The sequence below is a fragment of the Rhodoplanes sp. SY1 genome (assembly GCF_046000175.1).
In the GTDB taxonomy this organism is placed as follows: domain Bacteria; phylum Pseudomonadota; class Alphaproteobacteria; order Rhizobiales; family Xanthobacteraceae; genus Rhodoplanes.
On record NZ_JBEOMB010000007.1, the window covers coordinates 101,322 to 125,040 of the forward strand.

20 protein-coding genes are annotated in these 23,719 nt (G+C 70.7%); 3 read left to right on the plus strand and 17 right to left on the minus strand.

The genetic code is table 11. The annotated features are described in order from the left end of the window. Positions 1 to 49 precede the first annotated feature (49 nt). The 9 genes from ABTU92_RS02480 to mdoH form a co-directional block, all read right to left on the minus strand. Positions 50 to 691 (minus strand): tetratricopeptide repeat protein, encoded by a 642-nt coding sequence (locus ABTU92_RS02480; protein ID WP_408087331.1) that lies wholly within the window; start codon positions 689 to 691, stop codon positions 50 to 52. A 231-nt stretch (positions 692 to 922) separates the two neighbouring features. Beyond that, the gene (locus ABTU92_RS02485) at positions 923 to 2,254 is read right to left on the minus strand and encodes a GntP family permease (RefSeq protein ID WP_408087333.1); all 1,332 of its coding nucleotides are present in this window, start codon (positions 2,252 to 2,254) and stop codon (positions 923 to 925) included. Positions 2,255 to 2,384: 130 nt separating this feature from the next. Beyond that, positions 2,385 to 4,808 (minus strand): 5-amino-6-(D-ribitylamino)uracil--L-tyrosine 4-hydroxyphenyl transferase CofH, encoded by a 2,424-nt coding sequence (gene cofH / locus ABTU92_RS02490; protein WP_408087335.1) that lies wholly within the window; start codon positions 4,806 to 4,808, stop codon positions 2,385 to 2,387. Beyond that, positions 4,805 to 5,503 carry a 2-phospho-L-lactate guanylyltransferase gene (gene cofC, locus ABTU92_RS02495; protein WP_408087336.1) on the minus strand — a complete coding sequence of 233 codons (699 nt, stop codon included), beginning with the start codon at positions 5,501 to 5,503 and terminating at the stop codon, positions 4,805 to 4,807. Before cofC ends, cofH begins: the two co-directional genes overlap by 4 nt. 41 nt (positions 5,504 to 5,544) lie before the next feature. Continuing rightward, complete coding sequence (cofD, locus tag ABTU92_RS02500; RefSeq protein ID WP_408087338.1) at positions 5,545 to 6,498, minus strand: 2-phospho-L-lactate transferase; 954 nt, start codon at positions 6,496 to 6,498, stop codon at positions 5,545 to 5,547. Next, positions 6,498 to 7,340 carry a coenzyme F420-0:L-glutamate ligase gene (cofE, locus tag ABTU92_RS02505; RefSeq protein ID WP_408087340.1) on the minus strand — a complete coding sequence of 281 codons (843 nt, stop codon included), beginning with the start codon at positions 7,338 to 7,340 and terminating at the stop codon, positions 6,498 to 6,500. The genes cofD and cofE overlap by 1 nt, the downstream gene beginning before the upstream one ends. A 125-nt stretch (positions 7,341 to 7,465) precedes the next feature. Further along, entirely contained in the window at positions 7,466 to 8,974 is a 1,509-nt protein-coding gene (locus ABTU92_RS02510; protein WP_408087342.1) for a hypothetical protein, read from the minus strand. After that, positions 8,961 to 9,704, minus strand: coding sequence for an FkbM family methyltransferase (locus ABTU92_RS02515; RefSeq protein WP_408087344.1), 744 nt, complete (start codon positions 9,702 to 9,704; stop codon positions 8,961 to 8,963). Before ABTU92_RS02515 ends, ABTU92_RS02510 begins: the two co-directional genes overlap by 14 nt. Then, positions 9,704 to 11,578: a glucans biosynthesis glucosyltransferase MdoH gene (gene mdoH / locus ABTU92_RS02520; protein ID WP_408087346.1), complete on the minus strand. Its 1,875-nt coding sequence runs from the start codon at positions 11,576 to 11,578 to the stop codon at positions 9,704 to 9,706. The genes ABTU92_RS02515 and mdoH overlap by 1 nt, the downstream gene beginning before the upstream one ends. 70 nt (positions 11,579 to 11,648) lie before the next feature. Between mdoH and ABTU92_RS02525 the strand changes: the two genes are divergently transcribed. After that, on the plus strand, positions 11,649 to 12,740 hold the full coding sequence (locus ABTU92_RS02525; RefSeq protein WP_408087348.1) for a zinc-dependent alcohol dehydrogenase: 1,092 nt from the start codon (positions 11,649 to 11,651) through the stop codon (positions 12,738 to 12,740). Between the two features lie 100 nt (positions 12,741 to 12,840). On the opposite strand, the gene ABTU92_RS02530 is transcribed toward ABTU92_RS02525, so the two are convergent. The 8 genes from ABTU92_RS02530 to ABTU92_RS02565 form a co-directional block, all read right to left on the minus strand. Further along, the gene (locus ABTU92_RS02530; protein WP_111356840.1) at positions 12,841 to 13,050 is read right to left on the minus strand and encodes a hypothetical protein; all 210 of its coding nucleotides are present in this window, start codon (positions 13,048 to 13,050) and stop codon (positions 12,841 to 12,843) included. A gap of 181 nt (positions 13,051 to 13,231) precedes the next feature. Continuing rightward, entirely contained in the window at positions 13,232 to 13,621 is a 390-nt protein-coding gene (locus tag ABTU92_RS02535) for a VOC family protein (RefSeq protein WP_408087350.1), read from the minus strand. Positions 13,622 to 13,693: 72 nt separating this feature from the next. Further along, positions 13,694 to 14,476, minus strand: a complete 783-nt coding sequence (locus ABTU92_RS02540; protein ID WP_408087352.1) for a succinate dehydrogenase iron-sulfur subunit — start codon at positions 14,474 to 14,476, stop codon at positions 13,694 to 13,696. A gap of 1 nt (position 14,477) precedes the next feature. Next, the gene (gene sdhA, locus ABTU92_RS02545) at positions 14,478 to 16,313 is read right to left on the minus strand and encodes a succinate dehydrogenase flavoprotein subunit (protein ID WP_408087354.1); all 1,836 of its coding nucleotides are present in this window, start codon (positions 16,311 to 16,313) and stop codon (positions 14,478 to 14,480) included. Between the two features lie 3 nt (positions 16,314 to 16,316). Further along, positions 16,317 to 16,706 (minus strand): succinate dehydrogenase, hydrophobic membrane anchor protein, encoded by a 390-nt coding sequence (sdhD, locus tag ABTU92_RS02550; protein ID WP_408087356.1) that lies wholly within the window; start codon positions 16,704 to 16,706, stop codon positions 16,317 to 16,319. Further along, positions 16,703 to 17,113 carry a succinate dehydrogenase, cytochrome b556 subunit gene (sdhC, locus tag ABTU92_RS02555; protein ID WP_111356833.1) on the minus strand — a complete coding sequence of 137 codons (411 nt, stop codon included), beginning with the start codon at positions 17,111 to 17,113 and terminating at the stop codon, positions 16,703 to 16,705. The genes sdhD and sdhC overlap by 4 nt, the downstream gene beginning before the upstream one ends. A gap of 280 nt (positions 17,114 to 17,393) precedes the next feature. Continuing rightward, positions 17,394 to 18,443, minus strand: coding sequence for a MaoC family dehydratase (locus tag ABTU92_RS02560; protein ID WP_408087358.1), 1,050 nt, complete (start codon positions 18,441 to 18,443; stop codon positions 17,394 to 17,396). A 174-nt stretch (positions 18,444 to 18,617) separates the two neighbouring features. Next, positions 18,618 to 21,449: a [protein-PII] uridylyltransferase gene (locus ABTU92_RS02565; RefSeq protein ID WP_408087360.1), complete on the minus strand. Its 2,832-nt coding sequence runs from the start codon at positions 21,447 to 21,449 to the stop codon at positions 18,618 to 18,620. A gap of 319 nt (positions 21,450 to 21,768) precedes the next feature. Between ABTU92_RS02565 and ABTU92_RS02570 the strand changes: the two genes are divergently transcribed. Together ABTU92_RS02570 and ABTU92_RS02575 are read left to right on the plus strand one after the other, a co-directional pair. Beyond that, positions 21,769 to 22,752 (plus strand): aliphatic sulfonate ABC transporter substrate-binding protein, encoded by a 984-nt coding sequence (locus ABTU92_RS02570; protein ID WP_408087362.1) that lies wholly within the window; start codon positions 21,769 to 21,771, stop codon positions 22,750 to 22,752. Positions 22,753 to 22,789: 37 nt separating this feature from the next. After that, complete coding sequence (locus ABTU92_RS02575; RefSeq protein WP_408087364.1) at positions 22,790 to 23,647, plus strand: ABC transporter permease; 858 nt, start codon at positions 22,790 to 22,792, stop codon at positions 23,645 to 23,647. Positions 23,648 to 23,719 lie beyond the last annotated feature (72 nt).

Sequence of the window (23,719 nt, forward strand, 5' to 3'; positions counted from 1 at the left end):
TTGTCGCCGCGCGCGAGCGGCGCGACGCCGTGGACCGGCGGACCCGCACTCAGCCCGTGTCGCGGGCCGCGGCGAGGTTTCGGCGCAGGATCGGCTGATCGGCGAGCGCCAGCGCCTCCTCGAACACGGCCGCCGCCGCGGCGCGGTCGCCGACGTGGTTCATCAGCAGCGTGCCGAGATTGTTGCGGGCGACGAAGTCGGTCGGATCGGCCGCGGCGGCGCGCCGGAAGGCGGCCAGCGCCGCGTCCTTGTCGCCGGCGGCGAGCTTGGCATTGCCTTCCGCGAAGTCGCGCTTGCCGGCGATCGCGCGGGCATAGGCGTCGGCGTCCTCGCACAGCGTCGCGCGGCGGGCGAGGAGCGAACGCTCCCGGCAGTCGGGATCGGCGAGGGCGGCGGCGAGCCGGGCGCGGGCGTTGTCGCGGTCGCCGGACAGATAGGCCGCCTCGGCGCGCGCCCGCAGCACCTCCGGGGTCTCGCCGTGCCGGTCGGCGAGACGCGAGAGCAAGGCCTCGGCACCGACGAAGTCGCCCTGCGCGAGACGCGCCAGCGCCAGATTGTGCAGCACCCGCCGGCTGTCGCCCTCGATCGCCTGGATGCGGCGGAGCCAGCGTTCCGCCTTGGCGTAGTCGCCGACCGCGAGGCCGTTGAGGGCGAGCCGCTCGCAGGCGCGCAGCAGCAGCGATTTGAGCATGGGCCTCTCCGCCGATCCCAGCACCTGTCACGCAGGTGTCGGTCGGGCTCGGTTCGCCCCTCTCCCCTCGCGGGAGAGGGTGCCCTCGCGGAACGCGAGGGCGGGTGAGGGGGCGTGCCACAAACTCCGTGTGTGCGGAAGCCCCCCTCACCCGTCTCGCCGCGCGCGGCGAGCACCCCTCTCCCGCGAGGGGAGAGGGACGCCGGCCGCCGCAGTTTCGGCAGCCGCCGGTCAGACGACCAGCGACAGCAGCCAGGCGAACAGGAACGCCACCAGGCCGACCACCAGGGTCGCCGTGGTGTAGAGCTTGTAGGCAACGTTCACGGGCATGTTGGAGAACTGCGACACGACCCAGAAGTAGGAGTCGTTGGCGTGCGACACCACCATCGAGCCGGCGCCGATGACCACGGCCGTGATGGCCGGATCGAGCCCCAGCGTGCCCATCAGCGGCGCCATGATGGCCGCCGTGGTGATGATCGCCACGGTCGACGAGCCCTGCGCGGTCTTCAGCGCCGCCGAGATGGCGAAGGGCAGGAACAGGCCGAGCGGCAGATGCGCCATGTTCTCGCCGATGAAGGTCTTCATCGGCGAGGCGGCGAGCACGCGGCCGAACGAGCCGCCGGCGCCCGTGATGGCGAGGATGATGGCGGCGTCCTTGATGCCCTGTCCCATCCACGAGTCGACCGCGACGGAGAGCTCCTTGCGCGGCACCAGGAACAGGCTGGCCACCACGCCGAGCATCAGCGCCGTCACCGGGTCGCCGATGAAGTTGAAGAACACCCGCACGGCCCCGTCGCCGAACGGCCGGGTCGGGAAGTCGGCGAGCGACTTCAGGAGGATCAGCACGATCGGCAGGATCAGCGGCAGGAAGCTCATGAAGGTCGACGGCAGCGTGCCGTACTTCGCCATGAGATCGCTGTAGCTCTCCTCGACGCCGGGCGAGATGTCGTACTTGCGGCCCATCAGGCTCGCCCAGGCGAGGCCGGCGAGCGACGACGGGATCGCGACGATCATGCCGTAGAGGATGACGAGGCCGAGATCGGCCTTCAGGGTCGCGGCGGCGGCGAGCGGGCCGGGCGTCGGCGGCACCATCGTGTGCGTGGCATAGAGGCCGGTGGCGAGCGCCACGGCCATCACGCCCATCGAGGTCTTGGTCTCGGCGGCGAGCGCCTTGTTGAGGGGCGTGAGAATCACGTAGCCCGAATCGCAGAACACCGGGATCGAGACAACGTAGCCCGCGATGTTCATGGCGAGCGGCGCCCGCGACCGCCCGACGAGCCGCAGGATCGCCTGCGTCATCACCAGGGCCGCGCCGGTCTTCTCCAGGATGTAGCCCATGATCGTGCCGGCCACGATCACGATGCCGATGTAGGTGAGCGTCCCGCCGAAGCCCTCGCGCACCGCCTTGACGACGTCGAGCGCCGGCATGCCGATCGCCAGGCCGTAGGCGAAGGCGATCACGATCAGGACGACGAATGCGTTGACCTTCCACTTGCCGGTGGCGATCACGATCAGCACGACCGCGAGCGCCAGCAAGAGGATCGATACCGATCCTGATACCATTTTTGGAATCCCCCTCCGGCGCAGGATGAGACAGACGGCCGGATGGTGTTCCGCTATACGCCGGCTGACCGCACGCGGGAATCAGGGGTCTTGCGCACGCGGCGGCCCGCAACCCGGCCTTTGGCGCACGTCACCGCGCTGCCGCCACCGCGGTGTCGAGCGGCGGCAGCGCCGCCGCGGCGTGCGAGGTGGCGATGCGCTCCGGGCTAGGCGTGCCGTACAGCGTGGTGCGCTGCCGCGGCGTCCGGCCGGCATCGCGGATCAACGCCTCGAGGGCCGCCGGCGTCATCTCCTGGCCGTGCGCCGCGCCGGCGGCGCGCGTGATGCTCTCGTTCATCAGCGTGCCGCCGACGTCGTTGGCGCCGGCGTTCAGGCAGACCTGCGCGCCTTCCATGCCCATCTTCACCCACGAGGTCTGGATGTTCTCCACCAGCCCGTGCAGCACCAGCCGCCCGACGGCGTGCATCAGAACAGACTCACGAAACGTAGGCCCGAGCCGCGATTGCCCGCGCAGGTTGATCGGCGCCTCCAGGGCGACGAAGGGCAGCGGCACGAGCTCGGTGATGCCGCCGGTGCGACTCTGAAGCCGGCGCAGATGAAGAAGATGCCGGGCCCAGTGCAGCGGCGTATCGACATGGCCGAACATGATGGTCGCGGTGGTGCGCAGGCCGGTGCGGTGCGCCGCCTCGACCACCTCGAGCCACTGCGCGACCGTCACCTTGTCGGGGCAGATGATCGCCCGCACCTCGGGATCGAGCACCTCGGCCGCCGTGCCGGGCAATGTGCCGAGGCCAGCATCGCGCAGCCGCGGGAGAAACTGCGCCGGCGTCAGCCCGAGCGTCCTCGCGCCTTGAAAGGTCTCCAGCGGCGAGAAGGCGTGGATGTGAAGGTCCGGCATCTCCGCCTTGATGGCGCGGCACAGCGCGACATAGAAATCGCCCGTGTAGTCGGGATGGATGCCGCCCTGCAGGCAGACCTCGACGGCGCCGCGCTCCCACGCCTCGCGGCAGCGCGCGACGACGTCCGGGATGGTCAGCTCGTAAGGCTTGCCGCGCAGATGCTCGGCCGTCTTGCCCTTCGAGAAGGCGCAGAAGCTGCAGCGATACGAGCAGATGTTGGTATAGTTGACGTTGCGGGTGACGACGTAGCTCACCGTGTCGCCGTTGACCTCGCGGCGCAGCGCGTCGGCGGCGCGGCACACCTCGTCGAACGCCCCGCCGCGCGCCGCGAACAGCGCGACGATCTCGGTCTCGGTCAGCTCCTCGCCGCGCGTCGCGCGAGCGAGGATCGGCGACAGCGAGCCGGGCCGCGGGCCGATCGACGGCATGGCCGGCAGCGCCACGCAGGCGCCGGGCGTCCAGGTCTCGACGCGGGCGAGCCCTTCCGAGTCGCTCGCGCGCAGCACCGCTGTGTGCAGGCCCTTGTCGATCCAGCGCGTGCGGTCGGCGATGTAGCGGCGATGCACGGCGAGCCGCGCGACCAGAACCTTGCCGGCCGCCGCGGTGTCGCGCGCGAGCGCCTCGAGATGCGGCCACGGCTTCTCGGGATTGACGTGATCAGGCGTGACCGGCGAGACGCCGCCCCAGTCGTCGATGCCGGCGGCGATCAGGCTCTTCAGATAGCCCGAGCCGAGATTGGGCGGCGCCTGGATGGTCACGTCGGCCGGCATGATCAGGCGCGCCACGGCGACGCTCCACAGATGCTCGGCCGCATCGGGCTCGGGATGCTCCGCCATCCGGGTGTCGGGCTTGGCGCGGAAGTTCTGGACGATGATCTCCTGCAGATGCCCGTGCGTCTCGTGCAGGGCGCGCAGCGCGAGCAGGCTGTCGATGCGCTCCGCCCGCGTCTCGCCGATCCCGATCAGGATGCCCGATGTGAACGGCACGTTCGCCGCGCCCGCCGCCGCGATGGTGGCGAGCCGCACCGCGGGCTGCTTGTCGGGCGAGCCGAAATGCGCGAGGCCGCGCTGCATCAGGCGGTCCGAGACGGTCTCCAGCATGAGGCCCTGCGACACCGAGACGGCACGCAGCCGCGCGACGTCGTCCGCCGTCATCACGCCGGCGTTGAGATGCGGCAGCAGGCCGGTCTCGCGTCGCACCAGATCCGCCATGGCGAACAGATAATCGAGCGTCGTGGCGTGCCCGAGCCGGTCGAGCTCCTCGCGCGCGGCGCGGTAGCGCAGCTCCGGCTTGTCGCCGAGCGTGAACAGCGCCTCCTGACAGCCGGCCGCGGCGCCGGCGCGGGCGATGCCCAGCACCTCCTCGGGCGTCAGATACGCCGCCTCGCCGCGCCGCGGCGGATGCGCGAACGTGCAGTAGTGGCAGGAATCGCGGCAGAGCTGGGTGAGCGGGATGAACACCTTTCGCGAATAGGTGATCCGATCGCCGAAGGCGGCGTCTCGCAGAGCCGCGGCGGCGCGCATCAGGGCCGGGCCGGGCTCGATGGCGACGAGGCGGCGCGCCTCGTCGGCAGTGAGCGGCCGCGGCGCGCGGGCGAGCGCCAGCAGATCGAGCGTCGCAGGGTCGCGAACCTCGGGGGTCAGATCCTGGCTCATCGTCCCGCCTCCATGCCGGCCGGTGCCGCGCGCTCCAGATAGGCAGCAAGGCGCGCAGAAAGATCCGGACCGAGCGCGGCGACCAGCCGGCCGGCCCGCGTCGGCGCCGTCGTGATCAGGAAATCGGCCAAGTCCTGCGGCTCGTCGATGTCGAAGCCGATGCCGGGAACCTCGACCACGGTCGGCACGATCCCTTGGGCGCGGGCCGCGTCGAGATGCGGATAGAAGCTATTCGATCCGAAGCGCAGCGGCACCGCGTCGGCCGGCGTCATCAGGATCGCGTTCGAGCCCTGGAAGTCCCGCGCCGGCGCGATGGTGAAGCCGGGCCGGCCGACGGCAAAGGCTGTGCGATGCGCCGAGATCACGCGGCTCACGTCGGCGGGCGCCAGCAGCGGCAGGTCGCCCGGCAACGTGATCATGGAGAAGCCCTCGCGCACGAGCCGGCACGCCCCGCCCGTCACGGCGCCGGTGTGGCCTTCGCCCGCCTGCACGTCCGTGACCTCGGCCCCGTATTTCTGCGCGAGCGCCGCGACCGTCGCATCCGCCGTCACCACCAGCACGCGCATCAGCTCCGGCACCGCAGCCAGAACCTCGAGCACGTCCTCGGCCATCGCCATGGCGAGGGCGCTGCGCTGATCGGCATCGAGCACGGCGGCGAGGCGTTGCTTGGCGCCGACCACACCCTTGATCGGCACGACCGCGCAAATCCGGTCTGCGCAGATGCGATCCCCGACGCTCATGCGGACACCCGCAGCCGGTCGGCGAAGGCCAGCACGTCGGCGGCGAGCCGCTCGCGGTCCGCCAGCGTCATCATCAGGGCTCTCGTCGCGATCGCCGGGACGTCGAGCTGCTTCACGGCGGCGTGGTCGACTTCGTCCACCACATAGCCGTCGATCAGATCACGATAGCGTGCGGCGACGGCGGCCGCGGTCGCCGCACCGCCCAGATCCGTGAGCATCGCGGCGGTCGGCCCCTTCACGGCGCGGCCGCCGATCAGCGGCGACACGGCGACGACGGGAGCCTTGCAGGCGACGAGGGCCTCGCGCACCCTCGGCACGGCGAGGATCGGCTCGATGCTGATCAGCGGGTTCGACGGACAGATCACGACGGCCCGCAGCGCGGGATCGGCGAGCGCATCGAGTACGGCCGGCAGCGGCCGCGCCGCGTCGGCGCCGTCGAACACGATCTCGCGCACCGTGAGCGACGCGCGATGGCCGACGAACCAGTCCTGAAAGTCGAGCCAGCCCTGGTCGGTGCGCACGCGCGTGCGGAGCGGATCGTCGGTGACGGGCAGGATTCTTGTGGCGATGCGCAGCGCCGCACAGACCTCGGCCGTCACCTGCGACAGCGGCGCGCCTTTGCTCAGCTTGTGGGTGCGCAGCACGTGCATGGCGAGGTCGCCATCGCCCAGCCGGAACCAGCTCGGGCCACCGAGCCCGGCCAGCGCGCTCATGAAAGTCCACGTCTCCCCCGCCCGGCCCCAGCCCTGCTGCGGATCGGCGAGGCCGGCGAGCGTGTAGACCAGCGTGTCGATGTCGGGCGAGACGTGAAGGCCGAGATGCGCGAAGTCGTCGCCGACATTGGCGATCACCGCGAGGGCGCCGGGCGGCAGCTTGCGCGACAGGCCGAGCGCCAGCTTGGCGCCGCCGATGCCCCCCGAGAGGGCGACGACCTTTTCGGGGGCGGCCATCAGCGGAACAGATCCTCGCCCGGCCCGCGGATCAGATCCGCGGCGGGGCGCGACGCGCCTTCGTAGACGAGGCCGCGGACCAGCACGGCGGGCTGCCCCTCGGCGCCCTGCCCCATCAGGAGCGAGGCGGCCGCGGCGATCTCGTCGGCGAAGCCGGTCTCGGTGACGCGTAGCAGACGGCCGTAGAGATCGGGCGCGCCGCGCAGGTCGCGCAATGCGGGCAGGCCGGCGGCGCCGAGCGCGACGCCGACCGTGCCCTGCCGCCACGGCCGGCCGAAGCTGTCGCTGATCACGACCGCGAGCGGCACACCGAAGCGCGCCGAGAGCGCCGCCGAGAGGCGCGCGGCCGAGGCGTCGGCGTCCTGCGGCAGCAGCAGCACCGGGTCGCTGCCTTCGACGGGATCGACGTTGGAGCGATCGATCCCGGCATTCGCCATCACGAAGCCGCAGCGGTGCTCGACGATCAGCACGTGCTTGGAGTGGCGCACGACACGGCGCGACTCGGAGAGGATCACCTCGACGAGCCGCGGGTCCTTGTCGGTCTCGGTGGCGAGCCGGCAGGCCTCGGCCGACGCCGTCACGGTCGCGAGGTCGACATAGCGGCCCTCGGCCTTCGACACGATCTTCTGGGCCAGCACCAGCACGTCGCCTCGCGCGACGCCGCCGACCGCCGCGAGGCCGCGGCCGAGCAGGTCGGCGAGATCGTCACCCGGCCGCACCAGCGGCAGGCCGGGCAACGCGATCAGTGCGAGCCGGCTCGCGGCGGCGTCCGGCGCGGCCTCGGCTTCGGGCGCGGCCGCGACGGCGGCGGGGCGGGCGCGCGTGGGCGAGGTGGTGCTCATCGGGTCGGGGGCCGTGGTCTGGGCCGTTCTCGGCGACGCGGTCGGGGGTTCGGGGTCCGGTCGACCGTTATCGACCCTCGCGGCGCGCAATGCAAACGGCCGCAGCGTGCCGCATGTTCCGTCCGTCAACCAGCGGACGAGACTGCAGGTCGGCGGCATCGTGCCGCGACGAGCGCCGCCGCTCCGGTCAGTCCGGCCGGCACGGCCCACCAGGCGTAGCGGAAGTCCGCCGCGACACCGAGCAGCGCGAAGCTCGCGACGTAGACGACCGCGGAGCCCGGCACCGCGAGGGCGAAGGCGCCGCAGGGCGTTCCGCGGTATCGCCACGCGAAACCCGCGATCACGATGCAGGCGGCGAGCCAGACGCCGGCGCGGAACAGGAGCGTCGGCTTCAACACGTCGTGCGCGACCAGCATGGCGCCGAAGGCGCGATTGTCGGGCAGCGCGAGGCGCGACTTGTCGTCGATATCGAGCACCCAGATCGTGAAGTTCGGCTCGAGCAGGAACTGGGTCGTGAAAGCGAGGCGGTGCCGCAGCCAAGCGAGCGGATGCGCCAGGATCGCGGCCCGCCAGGCGGCGGCGAGCGCCGGCGTGCCGAACACGCCGTCGCGCTTCTCCAGCCGCTCCATCACGAAGGCGCAAGGGCGCCCGTACCAGTAGGCGTCCCACAGATAAGGGTCGTAGCAGTCGGTCAGCAAGCGCCGCCGCTCCTCCGGCGTCCAGTCGCCGGGCAGGGACACCTCGCCGGAGAACCGCGTGATGCCGCCGAGGTCGAACACCGCGAGCGAGTGCTGCGGAAACTCGCGCTTGGCGCCGAGCGCGCCGTAATAGACGAGCTGAAGCACGACGAAGAGGGCGACCCCGGTCGGTATATAAAGCAGCGCGAGGCGCTTCGGGTCGAACCGGCTCGGCCACAGCGCATAGGCGACCAGCACGGGCGCGGCCAGCATGGCGTTCGGGCGCAGCAGCACGCCGAGGACGATCAGCGCGAGCGAGGCGAGGCGGAGGGGGAGGCCCAGGACCATTGCACGAGGTCCGTCATGGCCGGGCTCGTCCCGGCCATCCACGCCTTGTGCGGCCTGCGGCCGCATCGTGGATGCCCGCGACGAGCGCGGGCATGACGGCTCTGAAACCGGGGTTGCCCTCCCGGCCGCGAAGGCCAGCGCCGCGGCGAGGAGCCAGACGCAGCCGAACAGCACGTCGCGCCAGATGATGCCGAGGAACACGAAGCCGGGCGGCGCGAAGCCGAGCAGCACCGCGGCGACGCCGAGCCATGATGTGCGCCGCGCCAGCACGGCGGCGACGATCGCGAAGCCGCTCCAGTAGAGCGCCGCGGTGACGAGCAGCATGCCGGGCGGGCCGGGCACGAGGAACTCGATCTGCCGCCACGCCCACGCCATCACGGGCGACTGCCAGTCGCCGTAAACGCCGGCCCGCGCCGCCACCAGCACATAGCGGGCGTCGTAGGTCATCACGCCGGGCCAGAAGACGAGGAGCGTCAAGCCGAAGCCGGCGAGCGCGATCAGGGTGACGACCACCCGCGGCACCGAACCCGCCGCGCGGGATGGCGCCAACGCCACGGCCGGCACCGCGAGCCGGAGGCCGGCGGCGCCGTGCCCCTCAGCGGACCGCATAGACGTCGCCGGAGTTCGCCGCGTGCGGCAATTCGAGAATAAAGGCGCGCATCTCCTCGGCGTTCCGCCAGGCGCCGTGCGCGAAGCGATGCGATTCGCCGAGCGACGCCTCGAACTTCTCGTAACCGAGCGCCACGCAGCGATCGAGCGCGGCGAGCGCCACGTCACGCTGGATCGTGGTGAACTCGAAGGAGAGCGCCGCGACCATGTGAGACAGTCCGAGCAGCGCCTCGGCCTCGAAGCCTTCGACGTCGATCTTGATGAAGGCAGGGACGCCGTAGCGGGCGATCAGCGCGTCGAGCGTCGTCATCGGAACCTCGAGCCGCTCGGTCCAGCGCTCCTCCGCCCAGCCAGGCGCCCCGGCGGCCGCTGCAACGAACGCCGTGGACGCGGTCGAGATGGTCGGATTGCTGGTGTTGATCAGCAGCTCGGCCGTGCCCTCGGAGCGGCCGACCACCGCGGGCTCGATCGCCACGGCGCGGTCGCGCCCGTACAGCACGGTCAGCACCTTCACGAGATGCGGCTGCGGCTCCACGGCCACGACGCGGGCGCCGAGCCGGCGGAACGCCGCCGTGCGGTCGCCGACATGGGCGCCGACGTCGAACACCAGGTCGCCCGCCGACACGAAGCCGGCATACATCCGGTCGAGCCCGGCCCGGTGGGTGCGGCGGCCGTGATAGGTCCGCAGCGAGCCGAGGATGCCGGTCAGGGCGCGGAGACGCTGGAGCATCACGATGATTCGGCGGGCAGGGGAACCGCGACGGCGGCGGACGCCGGTCCGGAGAACGCCGCGGACTGCGCCGCGTCATGCGGCGGCGGCAGCGCCGCCGGGGCCTGGGCGACACGCAGGATCGAGGGTGGATCGCGCTCCTCCGGCAACCTGCACATCCCCGCGCTCTGCATGAAGCGCCCGACTCCGGGCGAGGCGGTCAGAACCGCGAGCGGCACGGCGATCGCCGGGCCGAGCGCCATCACGGCGGCGTAGGGCAGCGCGGCCGGCGCCGTCACACCGACCAGCAGCAGCACGGCGAGTCCCAGGATCGTCTGCGGCCACAGCAGCCGCAGCGCGAGACCGACCGGCACGGCGTGGTCGTCGCGCGCCTGCGCGCCCCAGCCGATGCCGCGCCCGAGCGCCAGCCGCACCAGGAACAGCGTGTGGGCCAGCCACATGATCGGCACCAGGAGCTGCATGAACGTCATGGCGAGCAGCGCATTCGGCACCAACTTGGCGGCGCCCCCGAACGCTCCGGCGCCGCGGGGCCGCGTCACCATGGCGAGCACGGTGGCGATCTGCGGCGCGAACCACATCGGCAGCAGGATCCAGAACAGGACGAGGCCCATGGCCGGGTCGATCGCCGGGCCGCCGTCGACCCCCAGCGCGGCGACGAGCGGGATCAGCACGGTGAGCCCCACCCAGGCCGGGGAGCCGAAGAACATCAGGATGGCGAAGACGAGCTGATACCGACTGATCGGCTTCAGGCGCGGCAGGCCGAGGAAGCGCCAGTACTGCATGTTGCCCTGGCACCAGCGCAGATCGCGCCGCACGAACTCCATCAGGGTCGGCGGGTTCTCCTCGAAGCCGAGGGTCTCCTCCGGCAGCACCCGCACCTCGAAGCCGGCGCGGCGCATCAGCACGGCCTCGATCTGGTCGTGGCTCAGCACGTGCCCGCCGAGCGGCCCCGTGCCGGGCAGCGCCGACAGCTCGCAATGGGCGATGAACGGCTTCAGCCGCAGCACGGCGTTGTGGCCCCAATAGGGGCCGCAGTCGGCCTGCCACCAGGCGCTGCCATAGGTGTAGGAGCGCATCGACAGGCGCATGCTGTACTGGAACAGCCGCGCGAAAGCGCTGGTCGCCGGACGCCCGATGACGAGGCCCTGCAGGATGCCGAGCTTCGGGTCCGCCTCGACGATCCGCACCATCCGCAGCACCGCCTCGGCCGGCATGATGCTGTCGGCGTCGAGCGTCACGGCGTAATCGTGCCGATGCCCCCAGGTGTTGCAGAACTCGGCGATGTTGCCGGCCTTGAAGCCGGCATTGTCGGTGCGCCGACGATAGGTGAGCGCGATGCGCCCGGCGAGTTCGGCGGCGAGCGCGGCGAAGCCCGCCTCCTCGGCCGCTGCGATCGCGGGGTCGCTGGTGTCGCTCAGCACATAGGCGTGGAACCGGTCGGCGTGCGGCGACTCCGCGAGCTCGCCGAGCAGCGGCCGAAGATTGCGGACGATCCGCTCCGGCGCCTCGTTGCGCACGCACACCAGGATGGCGGTCGAACCGGCGATCGGCGCTGTCGCCGAGACGCCCCCCGCCACCGGCAGCACGGCGGCGACCGGATCGTCGGCGAGACGCAGGATCAGAAAGCCGAGCACGGCGTTCCAGAAGCCGATGACGGTCCACGGCAGCGTGACGCCGAACAGCACGAGGAGGATCAGATCGAGGCCCGACAGGCCCCCCGGCGCCAGCGCCGCGGCGGCGAGCGCCACGAGGCCCGCCATGGTCAGCATCACCAGCCCGGCGAACAGCGCGCGCCGCGCGCCGGCCGGGACGGTCCGTTGCGGAACCGTCTGTCGATCCTCCGTGGGATCCGCCGCGGCCGCCTGCACCGACATCAAGTCCCCCTGCCCTGCCGCATCGTACGCGGGTATAGCGATGGGGCGGTTCCCGGGTCCAATAACGGATATGCGAGTGACACGCCCACCTCGGTCCTTCTCCGCCCCCACCGACGCCGCACCGGCCGATCCCCTGCAGGCCGACGCCCTATGGACGGTCGCCCCCGGCCGCGCCGAGATCCGCCGCGAGACGCTGACCGCGCCCGGACCCGACGAGGTCCTGGTCCGGGCCCGGCACGGCGTCGTCAGCCGGGGCACCGAGCGCCTCGTGCTGCACGGCCGCGTGCCGGTCGCCGAGCACGACCGCATGCGAGCGCCGTTCATGTCCGGCGGCTTTCCGTTCCCGGTCAAATACGGCTATTCGACGGTGGGTTACGTCGAAGCGGGGCGGCCGGATTTGCGCGGGCGGCTGGTTTTCGCCCTGTTCCCGCATCAGACCCGGTTCGTCCTCCCCGCCGAGGCCGCGGTGCCGGTGCCGGACGGCGTGCCGGCGTGCCGCGCCGTGCTGGCCGCCAACATGGAGACGGCCCTCAACGCGGTGTGGGATTCTTCGGCCGGGCCAGCCGACCGGATCGCCGTGGTCGGGGCCGGCGTGGTGGGGCTTCTGGTCGCATACCTCTGCGCCCGATTGCCGGGCGCCGACGTGACGCTCGTCGACATCGCGCCGGAGCGCGCCGTCACGGCGGCGGCGCTGGGGGTGCGCTTCGCGACCCCCGACGCGGTGCCGGAGCGCTGCATCGACTGCGACCTGGTGATCCATGCGAGCGCCAGCGCGGCGGGTCTCGCGACGGCGCTGTCGCTCGCCGGGCTCGAGGCGACCGTGCTGGAGCTGAGCTGGTACGGCGAGGGGGCGGTCACCGCGCCGCTCGGCGGCGCCTTCCACAGCCGGCGGCTGACGCTCAAATCGTCGCAGGTCGGCCAGGTCGCGCCGTCGCGCCGGCCGCGCTGGTCGTACCGGCGCCGGCTCGAAGCCGCGCTCGCTCTGCTCGCCGACGACCGCCTCGACGCGCTGCTCGCGCCGGCGGTGCCGTTCTTCGACCTGCCCGAGAAGCTGGAGCAGATGCTGGCGCCGGAGAGCGGGAGCCTGTGTCCGCTGATCGATTATCCGGACACTCCCGGTCATCCCGGGGCGGCGCGTCAGCGCCGAGCCCGGGATCCATAACCCCTGTCTTCCGTAAGCCACTGACACCGGGCGTATGGGTTCCGGGCTGGCGACCCTTCGGGCCCGCGCCCCGGAACGACGGCCGCTCTCTCTTGCTCGGCTACATCTGCCCGGGTCCACCGGGCGGAATCGGTGGCACGTAGTCGGGCTCCGAGCCGGGCTGGGTCGGGTCGGCGATGCCGGGATCGTTCACCGGATAGGGGCTGCGCGGGCCGGCCGGCCCGGGCACCGGCGGCTCGACCGGAGCCGGCGGGACCGGCTGCGGGTCGGGTCCGGGCGGAATTTTTGGACCGGTCGGATCGGAGGCCATGACGATGGCGGTTCCCGGCTCCGGCCGGCGCGGATCGATGTCCTGCATGCGTCCCTCGTTCGTCGCTCCGGACAAACCCGGCGCGTTCGAACGAGGTTCCGAGCCGCGACGGCGACGCCCGCAGGGCGCGACGCCCGCATGGGCGCGACGCCCGCATGGGCGCGACGCCACCTCGTGACGGTCACGCCGGGACGTGGCAGACGACTTCGATGTTGTGGCCATCGGGATCGAGCACGAAGGCGGCGTAATAGCTCGGATGATAGTGCGGCCGCAGGCCCGGCCCGCCGTTGTCGCGGCCGCCGGCCGCGAGCGCCGCCGCGTGGAAGGCGTCGACCGTGACGCGGTCGGGCGCCGCGAGCGCGACATGCAGCACGCCGGTGAGGCCGCCCTCGCCGCCGATCCAGAAGTCCGGCTTGCCGTCCCGCCCGAAGCCCGCGGCGGCGTGGCCCATGTCGGTCTCGTCCGGGCCGAACTCCATGATCAGCGAATAGCCGAGCGGCGCCAGCGCGGCGGCGTAGAAGGCGCGCGAGACCGCGTAGTCCGCCACCGGGAAGCCGACATGATCGATCATGTTTTGTTCTCCATAAAAGCTCCGGGACGACCCGCGGGCCGTCCCGGAAAAACCGCGAGGCAGATGACCGGTTCAGGTCTTCTGGCGCTCGATCATCATCTTCTTCAGCTCGGCGATCGCCTTGGCCGGGTTGAGGCCCTTCGGGCACGCCTTCGAGCAGTTCATGATGGTGACGCAGCGATAGAGGCGGAACGGATCCTCGAGCTCGTCGAGCCGCTCGCCGGCCGCCTCGTCACGCGAGTCGATGACCCAGCGATAGGCGTGCAGGAGCGCGGCGGGACCGAGATAGCGGTCCGGGTTCCACCAGTATTCCGGGCACGAGGTCGAGCAGCAGGCGCAGAGGATGCACTCGTAGAGACCGTCGAGCATCTCGCGGTCGTGCTTGCTCTGGATCCACTCCTTCTCGGGCGCCGGCGTCGCGGTCTGCAGCCAGGGCTGCACCAGCGCGTGCTGGGCGAAGAAGTTGGTGAGGTCGGGGACCAGATCCTTGACCACCGGCTGGTGCGGCAGCGGCAGCACCTTCACGGCGCCCTTGATCTCGCCCATGTCCTTGGTGCAGGCGAGCGTGTTGACGCCGTCGATGTTCATGGCGCAGGAGCCGCAGATGCCCTCGCGGCACGAGCGCCGGAACGTCAGCGTCGGATCGACCTTGTTCTTGATCCACAACAGCGCGTCGAGGACCATCGGCCCGCAGTCGTCGAGATCGACCGTGAAGGTGTCGACCCGCGGGTTCTTCCCGTCGTCCGGATTCCAGCGATAGACGCGGAACTCGCGCGTGTTGGTGGCGCCGTCCGGCTTCGGCCACACCTTGCCGTCGCCGACCCGCGAGTTCTTTGGCAGGGTGAATTCGACCATGTCAGTAAACCCTCGCCTTCGGCTCGATGTACGACACCTCGTTCGTCATCGTGTAGGTGTGCACCGGGCGGTAGTCGATCGTCACCTTGCGGCTCTCCGGATCGAGCCACGCCAGCGTGTGCTTCATCCACTCCTTGTCGTCGCGCTCCGGGAAGTCCTCGCGGGCGTGCGCGCCGCGGCTTTCCTGGCGGTTCACGGCGGAGTTCATGGTCACGACCGCCTGGGCGATCAGATTGTCGAACTCGAGCGTCTCGATCAGGTCGGTGTTCCAGATCAGCGAACGGTCCGACACCTTCACGTCGGCGGCGCCGGCCAGCACCTCGTCGATCAGCTTGACGCCCTCGGTCAGCACCTCGCCGGTGCGGAACACAGCGCAGTTGGACTGCATCACCCGCTGCATGCGGGCGCGCAGCTCGGCCGTCGGGGTCGAGCCGTTGGCGTTGCGGAAGCGGTCGAGGCGGGCGAGCGCCTTGTCGGTCTCGGCCGCCGAGAGGGTCGGCTGGCTGGCGCCGGGCTCCAGCACCTCGGCGCAGCGCAGTGCCGCGGCGCGACCGAACACCACGAGGTCAATCAGCGAGTTGGAGCCGAGCCGGTTGGCCCCGTGCACCGACACGCAGGCGGCCTCGCCGAGCGCCATCAGGCCCGGGACGATGTAGTCGGGGTTGCCGTCCTTCCGGATCACCGCCTCGCCGTGATAGTTCGTGGCGATGCCGCCCATGTTGTAGTGGACGGTCGGGATGACCGGGATCGGCTCCTTGGTCACGTCGACGCCGGCGAAGATCTTGGCGCTCTCCGAGATGCCGGGGAGACGCTCTTGCAGGATCTTCGGGTCCAGGTGGTCGAGGTGCAGGAAGATGTGGTCCTTGTTCTTGCCAACCCCGCGGCCCTCGCGGATCTCGATCGTCATGGCGCGCGAGACGACGTCGCGCGAGGCCAGATCCTTGGCGGAGGGCGCGTAGCGCTCCATGAAGCGCTCGCCCTGGGAGTTGACGAGGTAGCCGCCCTCGCCGCGCGAGCCTTCGGTGATCAGGCAGCCCGAGCCGTAGATGCCGGTCGGGTGGAACTGGACGAACTCCATGTCCTGCAGCGGCAGGCCGGCGCGCAGCACCATGGCGTTGCCGTCGCCGGTCTGGGTGTGGGCGCCCGTGCAGGAGAGATAGGCCCGCCCGTAGCCGCCGGTCGCCAGGATGGTCATCTGGGCGCGGAAGCGGTGCAGCGTCCCGTCGTCCATGTTGAGCGCGATGACGCCGCGGCAGGCGCCCTCGTCGTCCATGATCAGGTCGAGGACGAAATACTCGACCAGGAACTCGGCCGAGTGCTTCAGCGCGGCGCCGTACAGCGTGTGCAGCATCGCGTGGCCGGTGCGGTCGGCCGCCGCGCAGGTGCGCTGGGCGATGCCCTGGCCGTAGTTCGTCGTCATGCCGCCGAACGGCCGCTGGTAGATCTTGCCCTCCTCGGTGCGGGAGAAGGGCACGCCCCAGTGCTCGAGCTCGTAGACGGCGGCCGGCGCGTTCCGGCACATGTACTCGATGGTGTCCTGGTCGCCGAGCCAGTCCGACCCCTTGACGGTGTCGTACATGTGCCAGCGCCAGTCGTCCGGCCCCATGTTGCCGAGCGCCGCCGAGATCCCGCCCTGCGCCGCCACCGTGTGCGAGCGGGTCGGGAACACCTTGGTCAGGCAGGCGGTGCGCAGCCCCGCCTCGCTGCAGCCGACGACGGCCCGCAGGCCCGCGCCGCCAGCGCCCACCACCACCACGTCGTAGGTGTGGTCCTCCAGCGGATAGGCCCGGCCGTTCACCGCCGGCGCGCCGCCGTTTCCGGAACCGTTGACGGCCATCGATCAGACTCCGAAGGAAAGCTTGAGGATCGCGTACGTGCAGGCCAGCCAGACCACGATGGTGAGGAACGTGTTGGCGATCAGCAGGCCCGTCTTCATCGCCTTGCCGTGGATGTAGTCCTCGATCACCGACTGCAGGCCGAGGCGCATGTGCAGCGTGACCGTGTAGACCCACAACAGCATGGTGATCGCGACGAAGGGCGATCCGAGAATCTGGACGACGGCGGCGTGGTTGCGGCCGATCAGCGAGATCACGATGACGATCGCGGCCAGCGTCAGCGGCAGCAGCGCGATCGAGGTGAGCCGCATCTCCCACCAGTGCTCGGTGCCGGACTTGGCCGAGCCGAGGCCGCGCACCTTGCCGATCGGGGTGCGGATGCTGGTCGACTTCATCGCAGGCCTCCCATCACGAAGCCGCCGATGATCCAGGCGAGCAGGGTGAGCGAGATCGAGCCGATCAGGGTCATGCGGGCGAGCCACTCGCGCTCGTTGGGCGCGAAGCCGCGGCCGGTGTCCCAGATCAGATGGCGGACGCCGCCGAGCGAGTGGTGGATCAGGCCCCACGAGAAGCCGAGCAGCACCAGCCGGCCGATCCAGGTGCTCATGAACCACTGGATCCAGGCATAGGCGTTCGGCCCCGAGGCGGCGGCCAGCAGCCACCACACGACGAGGAGGAAGCCGACATACAAAACGATCCCGGTGACCCGGTGGAAGCCGGACATCAGGAACGTGAAGGTCAGACGATAGATTTGGAGGTGCGGCGAAAGCGGCCGCTCGACCCGCGCCGGGCGTTCAGCCATGGAATTGCTCCAATGAAGGCTTGTCCCTTGAAGCAGAAGCGCGCCTGTTGTGCAATGCCCAATCGACGGCCTGCGGTGGATGCCGGGGTCCTTGTGATTGCATGCCGGGGACGTCTCCGAACACCCCGGCGGGCGACGGTCGACTGTGCCGCACGACGGCACGATTTCAATGCGTGGAAACCCGCGTGCGCGGTGCGGAAAAAACACGCGTCGCGGATGCGGCCCGCGCGCGCCGTCTCGGCCGGCGGAGCCGGCGGCGGCGCGCCGGCTCGGCGCGGGATCAGCGCGGAATCAGCGCCCAGTAGTCGAGGTCGAGGATGACGCCCGGCTCGTAGTCGTGGCCGGCCCGCAGCGGGTGCTCCTCGCAGGTGCGATCCTTGGTCGCGACGAGGCGCAGGCGCAGCGCCCCGACGTCGCTGCGGCCGGGCAGCTCCGCCTTGCCGAGCACCTCCGACCAGGCGAACACGGTGTCGCCGGCGAACAGCGGTGAAACATGGGCGCCGCTGTTGATCGCCGCGACATGGAAGACGTTGGCGAGGCCGTTGTAGGACAGGGCGCGTGCGAGCGAGATGACGTGACCGCCATAGATCAGCCGGCGGCCGATCCGGGTGCGCACCTGGGCGAAGTGGTTGAAGTGGACCTTGGCCGTATTCTGGTAGAGGCGCGTCGACAGCTGGTGCTCGGCATCCTCGACCGTCATCCCGTCGACGTGATCGATCTTCTCACCGACCGCGTAGTCGTCGAACCGGTGGGGCGCGCCGGACAGGCCGAAATCCCATCCCGCGGCATGGATCGTCGGGCAGGCGGCGCCGAGGCTCGCCGGGTCGACCGTGGTCGCCAGCTCGGGCACCAGCTCGGTGTGGGGCCTGGCCGCCTCGTCGCGCTTGTTGACCATCACCCAGCGCACGTAGTCCAGGACCTTGGTGCCATCCTGGCGCCAGCCGGTCGAGCGGACATAGACGACGCCGGTGCGACGGCTCGAGTTCTCCTTGAGACCGATCACCTCGGAGGTCGCGGTCAGCGTGTCGCCCGGATAGACGGTGGCGAGGAAGCGCCCCTCGGCGTAGCCGAGATTGGCGACGGCGTTGAGCGAGATGTCCGGCACGGTCTTGCCGAACACGAGGTGGAACACGAGGAGGTCGTCGATCGGCGACCGCGGGTAGCCGATCGCCTGGGCGAAGGCGTCGGAGCTCTGCACCGCGAAGCGCGGGCCGTACAGCGCCGTGTACAGCGCCACGTCGCCGGTCGTGACGGTGCGCGGCACGGCATGCCGAATCACGTCACCGATGCGAAAGTCCTCGAAGTAACGTCCCGCGCTGGTCTTGGCCATCGGACGAGGCACCGGGGGGTCGGTGGCGTTTTCTTGATGTTCGTCTAGGGATGTCGGCTTGGGATCGTCCGAGTCGTAGCGCGTCGCCCCCGCCGTGGCAATTGGCCGAAAGGCGGGAGGCCCGCCCGGCCGGTCGCCCTCCGCGACGCTCCGCCGCCCCGACGCCGACCCGCCCTACCCCATCAGGGCCGAGGCGTCGCTCGCCTCGATCGTCGGCGAGCGGTCGACGCGCGGCGCGAAGGGCTGCAGCAGCGCCCGCTTGATCGTGGCGATGCGAGTCGGCGAGGTGATGCGGGCGCCCATCAGGTCGGTGACGTAGAACACGTCGACGGCGCGCTCGCCGAAGGTCGCGACGTGGGCCGACGTGATGTTGAGGTTGAGCTTCGACAGCGTCGAGGTGAGCTCGTAGAGCAGGCCCGGCCGGTCGAGGCCCGACACCTCGACCACGGTGTAGCGGTGCGACCACTGATTGTTGACCGACACCTCGGGCTCGACCCGGAAGGCGCGGATGCGGGCACGGCCCGGCTGGCGCTTGGCCAGCATGTCCGGCACCTTCATGTCGCCGCGCAGCGCCTTCTCGATCGCCTCGGTGATGCGGGCGGCGCGGCGCGCCTCGTCGTCGTCGCGCTCGAACTCGCGCGACACCGAGATGGTGTCGAGCGCGAGCCCGTCGGTGGTCGTATAGATCTGGGCGTCGACGATGTTGGCGCCGGCCGACGCGCAGGCGCCGGCGATCACCGACAGGAGCCACGGGTGGTCCGGCGCCAGCACGGTCAGCACCGTGACGCCGCGGCTCTGGTCGAAGGCGAAGCGGGTGGCGAGCGGCACCCCGGTCGCCTCGGTCTCGTGGACGAAGCGGGCGTGGCCGACCTGCGAGGCGAGATCGACCTTGAGCCAGTAGGCCGGGTAGTGGCGGCCGACATACTTGTCGACCTGCTCGGGCGGCCAGTCGGTCACGGACGCGATCTCCTTGCGGAACGCGGTCTGCGCGGCGGAAACGCGCTGCGCCCGGTTGACCTCCGAGAAGCCGCCGGTGAGGGCCGGCTCGGCCTCGTAGTAGAGGGCGCGCAGGAGCTGCGACTTCCAACTGTTCCACACGCCCGGACCGACCGCCTTGATGTCGGCCGTGGTCAGCATGGTGAGCAGCTTCATGCGCTCGAGCGACTGCACGATCTGGACGAAGTTCTCGATGGTGCGGCGGTCGGAGAGGTCGCGCGACTGCGCGATGGTCGACATCACGAGGTGATACTCGACCAGCCACGCCACCGTCTCGGTGTCGGCCGCCGAGAGTCCGAGCCGCGGGCAGAGATGGCGGGCGATCCTGGCGCCGGCGATCGAGTGGTCCTCGGGGCGACCCTTGGCGATGTCGTGCAGGAACAGCGCGACGTAGAGCAGATCGCGGTGCTCCGGCTGGATGCTGCGGATCAGCTCGTTGGAGAGGCCGTACTCCTCGCTCTGCCCGGCCTCGATCTCGGCCAGCACGCCGATGCAGCGCAACAGATGCTCGTCCACGGTGAAGTGGTGATACATGTTGAACTGCATCATCGAGACGACGCGGCCGAACTCGGGGATGAAGCGGCCGAGCACGCCGGCCTCGTTCATCCGCCGCAGCACGATCTCGGTGTCGTTGCGGCCGGTGAGGATCTCGAGGAAGAGGCGGTTCGCCTCCGGGTCGGCGCGCAGCTGCTTGTCGATCAGCTTGAGCGAGCGCGTCGCGGTGCGCATCGCGTCCGGATGGAAGGCGAGCGAATGCTTCTGGGCGAGATGGAAGATGCGGATCAGGTTCTTCGGATCGCGCGAGAAGACGTCCGGATCGGCGATGTTGATGCGGTTGTTGTCGACGATGAAGTCGTCGCTCTCGCGCAGCGTCCGCTGCGGCCGCGGCCGCAGGCGGTTGACGAAGCGGTTGAGCATCGGCACGTCCTTCTGGTGCCGGCTCTCCAGGCCCGCGCACAGGATCGCGGTGAGGTCACCGACGTCCTTGGCGATCAGGAAGTAGTGCTTCATGAAGCGCTCGACGTCCTGCATGCCCGGGTGCTCGGTGTAGCCGAGCCGGACCGCGAGATCGCGCTGGATGTCGAAGGACAGCCGTTCCTCGGCCCGTCCGGTGACGAAATGCATGTGGCAGCGCACCGACCAGAGGAAGTCCTCGCAGCGCTGGAACAGCTTGAACTCCTGGCGGTCGAACACGCCGCGCTCGACCAGCTCCTCCGGGGTGCGCACCCGGTAGACGTACTTGGCGATCCAGAACAGCGTGTGCAGGTCGCGCAGGCCGCCCTTGCCGTCCTTCACGTTCGGCTCGACCAGGTAGCGCGACTGGCCGACCCGCTTGAGCCGGTCCTCGCGCTCGGCGAGCTTGGCGGCGACGAATTCCGGGCCGGTGTTCTGCACCACCTGCTTGTCGAAGCGGGTGACCAGCTCGTCGAACAGGCTCTGCTCGCCGAACAGGAAGCGCGACTCGAGGATCGCGGTGCGGATCGTCATGTCGGCCTTGGCCTGGCGAATGCTCTCGTCGATCGAGCGCGTGGCGTGGCCGACCTTCAGGCCCATGTCCCACAGGCAGTAGAGGATCGCCTCGGCGATCGACTCGCCCCAGGCGGTCTGCTTGTAGGGCAGCAGGAACAGGAGATCGATGTCCGAGCCCGGCGCCATCAGGCCGCGGCCATAGCCACCGGTGGCGACCACGGCCATGTGCTCGGCCTCGGATGGATTCTGGGTCGCGTACAGGTGCGTCGTGGCGAAGCCGTAGAGGATCGCGATCACCGCGTCCTGCATCTGGCACAGCCGCTCGGCGCAGCGGCGGCCGTGCTTGTCGGCGAGCAGCATCTGCTCGGCCTTGGTGCGGCCGTCGCCGACCACCGCCTTGAGCCGCTGCGCGACGGCGATGCGCAGCTCGCGTTCGCGTCCCTGATGCTCGTCGGCGAGACGGTCGAGATCGGCCGCGACGGCCTCGACGTCGAACAGCTCGCATTCGGGGCGGAGCGGCCGGGTCTTCATGTCGGTCATGCCCCTGGATAGCGAACCCGGCGCATCGTGTCACGGCCACGCGTCACGGCCGCCGCCACCGGGTGCCGGACCGGCGCGAAGAACAGTGTTCTGCCGGTGCCTGGACTTCGGAGAAGACCATGCTCCGAACCGCTAAATACAAGTAATTCCTGTATTATTGACCATTCGCCGAGGTTGCGTCAGGGTTTTCACGCATGTCGCCGGCCGGGTTTCGACGGCGGCAGCTTCGAGAATCGCAAGCCACGTCCTGTCCCGAGTCCCGTCCCTGATCCGGGCCGCCGCGCGGGCGCCCGGCCACCCCGACGCGCGGAGGTTCCTCATGTCGTCACTGTCGCGCCGTGCCGCGGCCGGTCTCCTGGCCGGTGCCCTCGTCCTGCCCTTCGCCGTCGCGCCCGCCGTCGCGGCCGACACGCCGAAGGAGATCCGGATCGACTGGGCGACCTACAATCCGGTGTCGCTGGTGCTCAAGGACAAGGGGCTCCTGGAGAAGGAGCTCGCCAAGGACGGCATCGCGGTGCGCTGGGTGCAGTCGCTCGGCTCCAACAAGGCGCTGGAGTTCCTCAACGCCGGCTCGATCGACTTCGGCTCGACCGCGGGCTCCGCCGCCCTGGTGGCGAAGATCAACGGCAACCCGATCAAGTCGATCTACGTCTACTCGCGCCCGGAGTGGACCGCGCTCGTCACCCGCAAGGACTCGCCCATCAAGTCGGTCGCCGACCTGAAGGGCAAGCGCGTCGCCGTGACGCGCGGCACCGATCCGCACATCTTCCTGGTCCGCGCCCTGCTCGACGCCGGACTCACCGAGCGCGACATCAAGCCGGTGCTGCTGCAGCACCCGGACGGCAAGACCGCGCTGATCCGCGGCGACGTCGACGCCTGGGCCGGCCTCGACCCGATGATGGCGCAGGCCGAGGTGGAGGACGGCGCGGTGCTGGTCCATCGCAAGCCGGAGGCCAACACCTGGGGCATCCTCAATGTCCGCGAGGCCTTCCTGAAGGACCATCCCGCCCTGGTGGCGCGCGTGCTCGCCGTCTACGAGGAGGCCCGCAAGCAGGCGCTCGCCGATCCCGAGGGGCTGAAGAAGACTTTCATGGCCGTCACCAAGCTGCCCGAGGCCGTGGTCGAGAAGCAGCTCAAGGAGCGCACCGAGCTGACCCACAGCCGCATCGGCGCGCCGCAGCGCGAGTCGATCCTGGCGGCCGGGCTCGCGCTCCAGCAGGCCGGCGTGATCGCGCCGACCGTGGACGTGAAGGCGACCGTCGACGCCCTGATCGAGGACCGCCTGGCGGCGGCCGGAAATTGATCCGGGCTCGCGCGTTGCGTCACATGCCGCCGTCGCGATGAGCGCCGAGATCGACAGCGTGCGGATCGCCGCGCCGGCCCAGGCCGGCGTCTCCGGCCGTCCGCGCCGCGAGACGAAGCGCCGGCGCTGGCGCGGCGTCGTGCTCGGCCTCGTCGTGCCAGTGGTCGCCGCGCTCGGCTGGGAGCTGGCGGTGCGGGCCGGCCTGTCGGACGGCCGCCTGGTGCCGCCGCCCTCGCGCATCGCCGAGACCTTCGCGGATCTCGCCGTCACCGGGGAGCTGGCGCGCCACACCGCCGCGACCGTGGCCCGCGTCGCCGCCGGCTTCGGGTTCGGCGCGCTCGCCGGCACCGTCATGGGCGCGATCGCCGGATACTCGGGGCTCGCCCGCTCGCTCCTCGACCCGACCCTGCAGGCGCTGCGCGCCATCCCGTCGATCGCCTGGGTGCCGCTGTTCATCCTGTGGCTCGGCATCTTCGAGGCCTCCAAGGTGGCGCTGATCGCGGTCGGCGTGTTCTTCCCGGTCTATCTCGGCGTGATGGGCGCGATCGTCGCGGTCGACCGCAAGGTCGTCGAGGTCGGCCGCATCTTCCGCCTCTCCGGCCCCGCGATGGTGCGCCGGATCCTGCTGCCGGCCGTGCTGCCGAGCTTCGTCGTGTCGCTGCGGGCCGGGCTCGGGCTCGGCTGGATGTTCGTCGTCGCCGCCGAGTTCATGGGCGCCGGCGAAGGGCTCGGCTATCTGCTGGTCGACGGCCAGCAGCTCGGCAAGCCGGCCCAGATCGTCGCCGCCATCGTCGCCTTCGCGATCCTCGGCAAGACCACCGATTGGATCCTCGTCGCCGCCACGGCGCCGTTCCTGCGCTGGCAGGACGTGGTGGCGGCGGAGGAGCCGCGGTGATGCTCTGCAATTTGCCGACGCCGAAGAGCCCCCCACCCCCGACGCGCTCCGCGCGCCAGGGGTGGGGGGAGC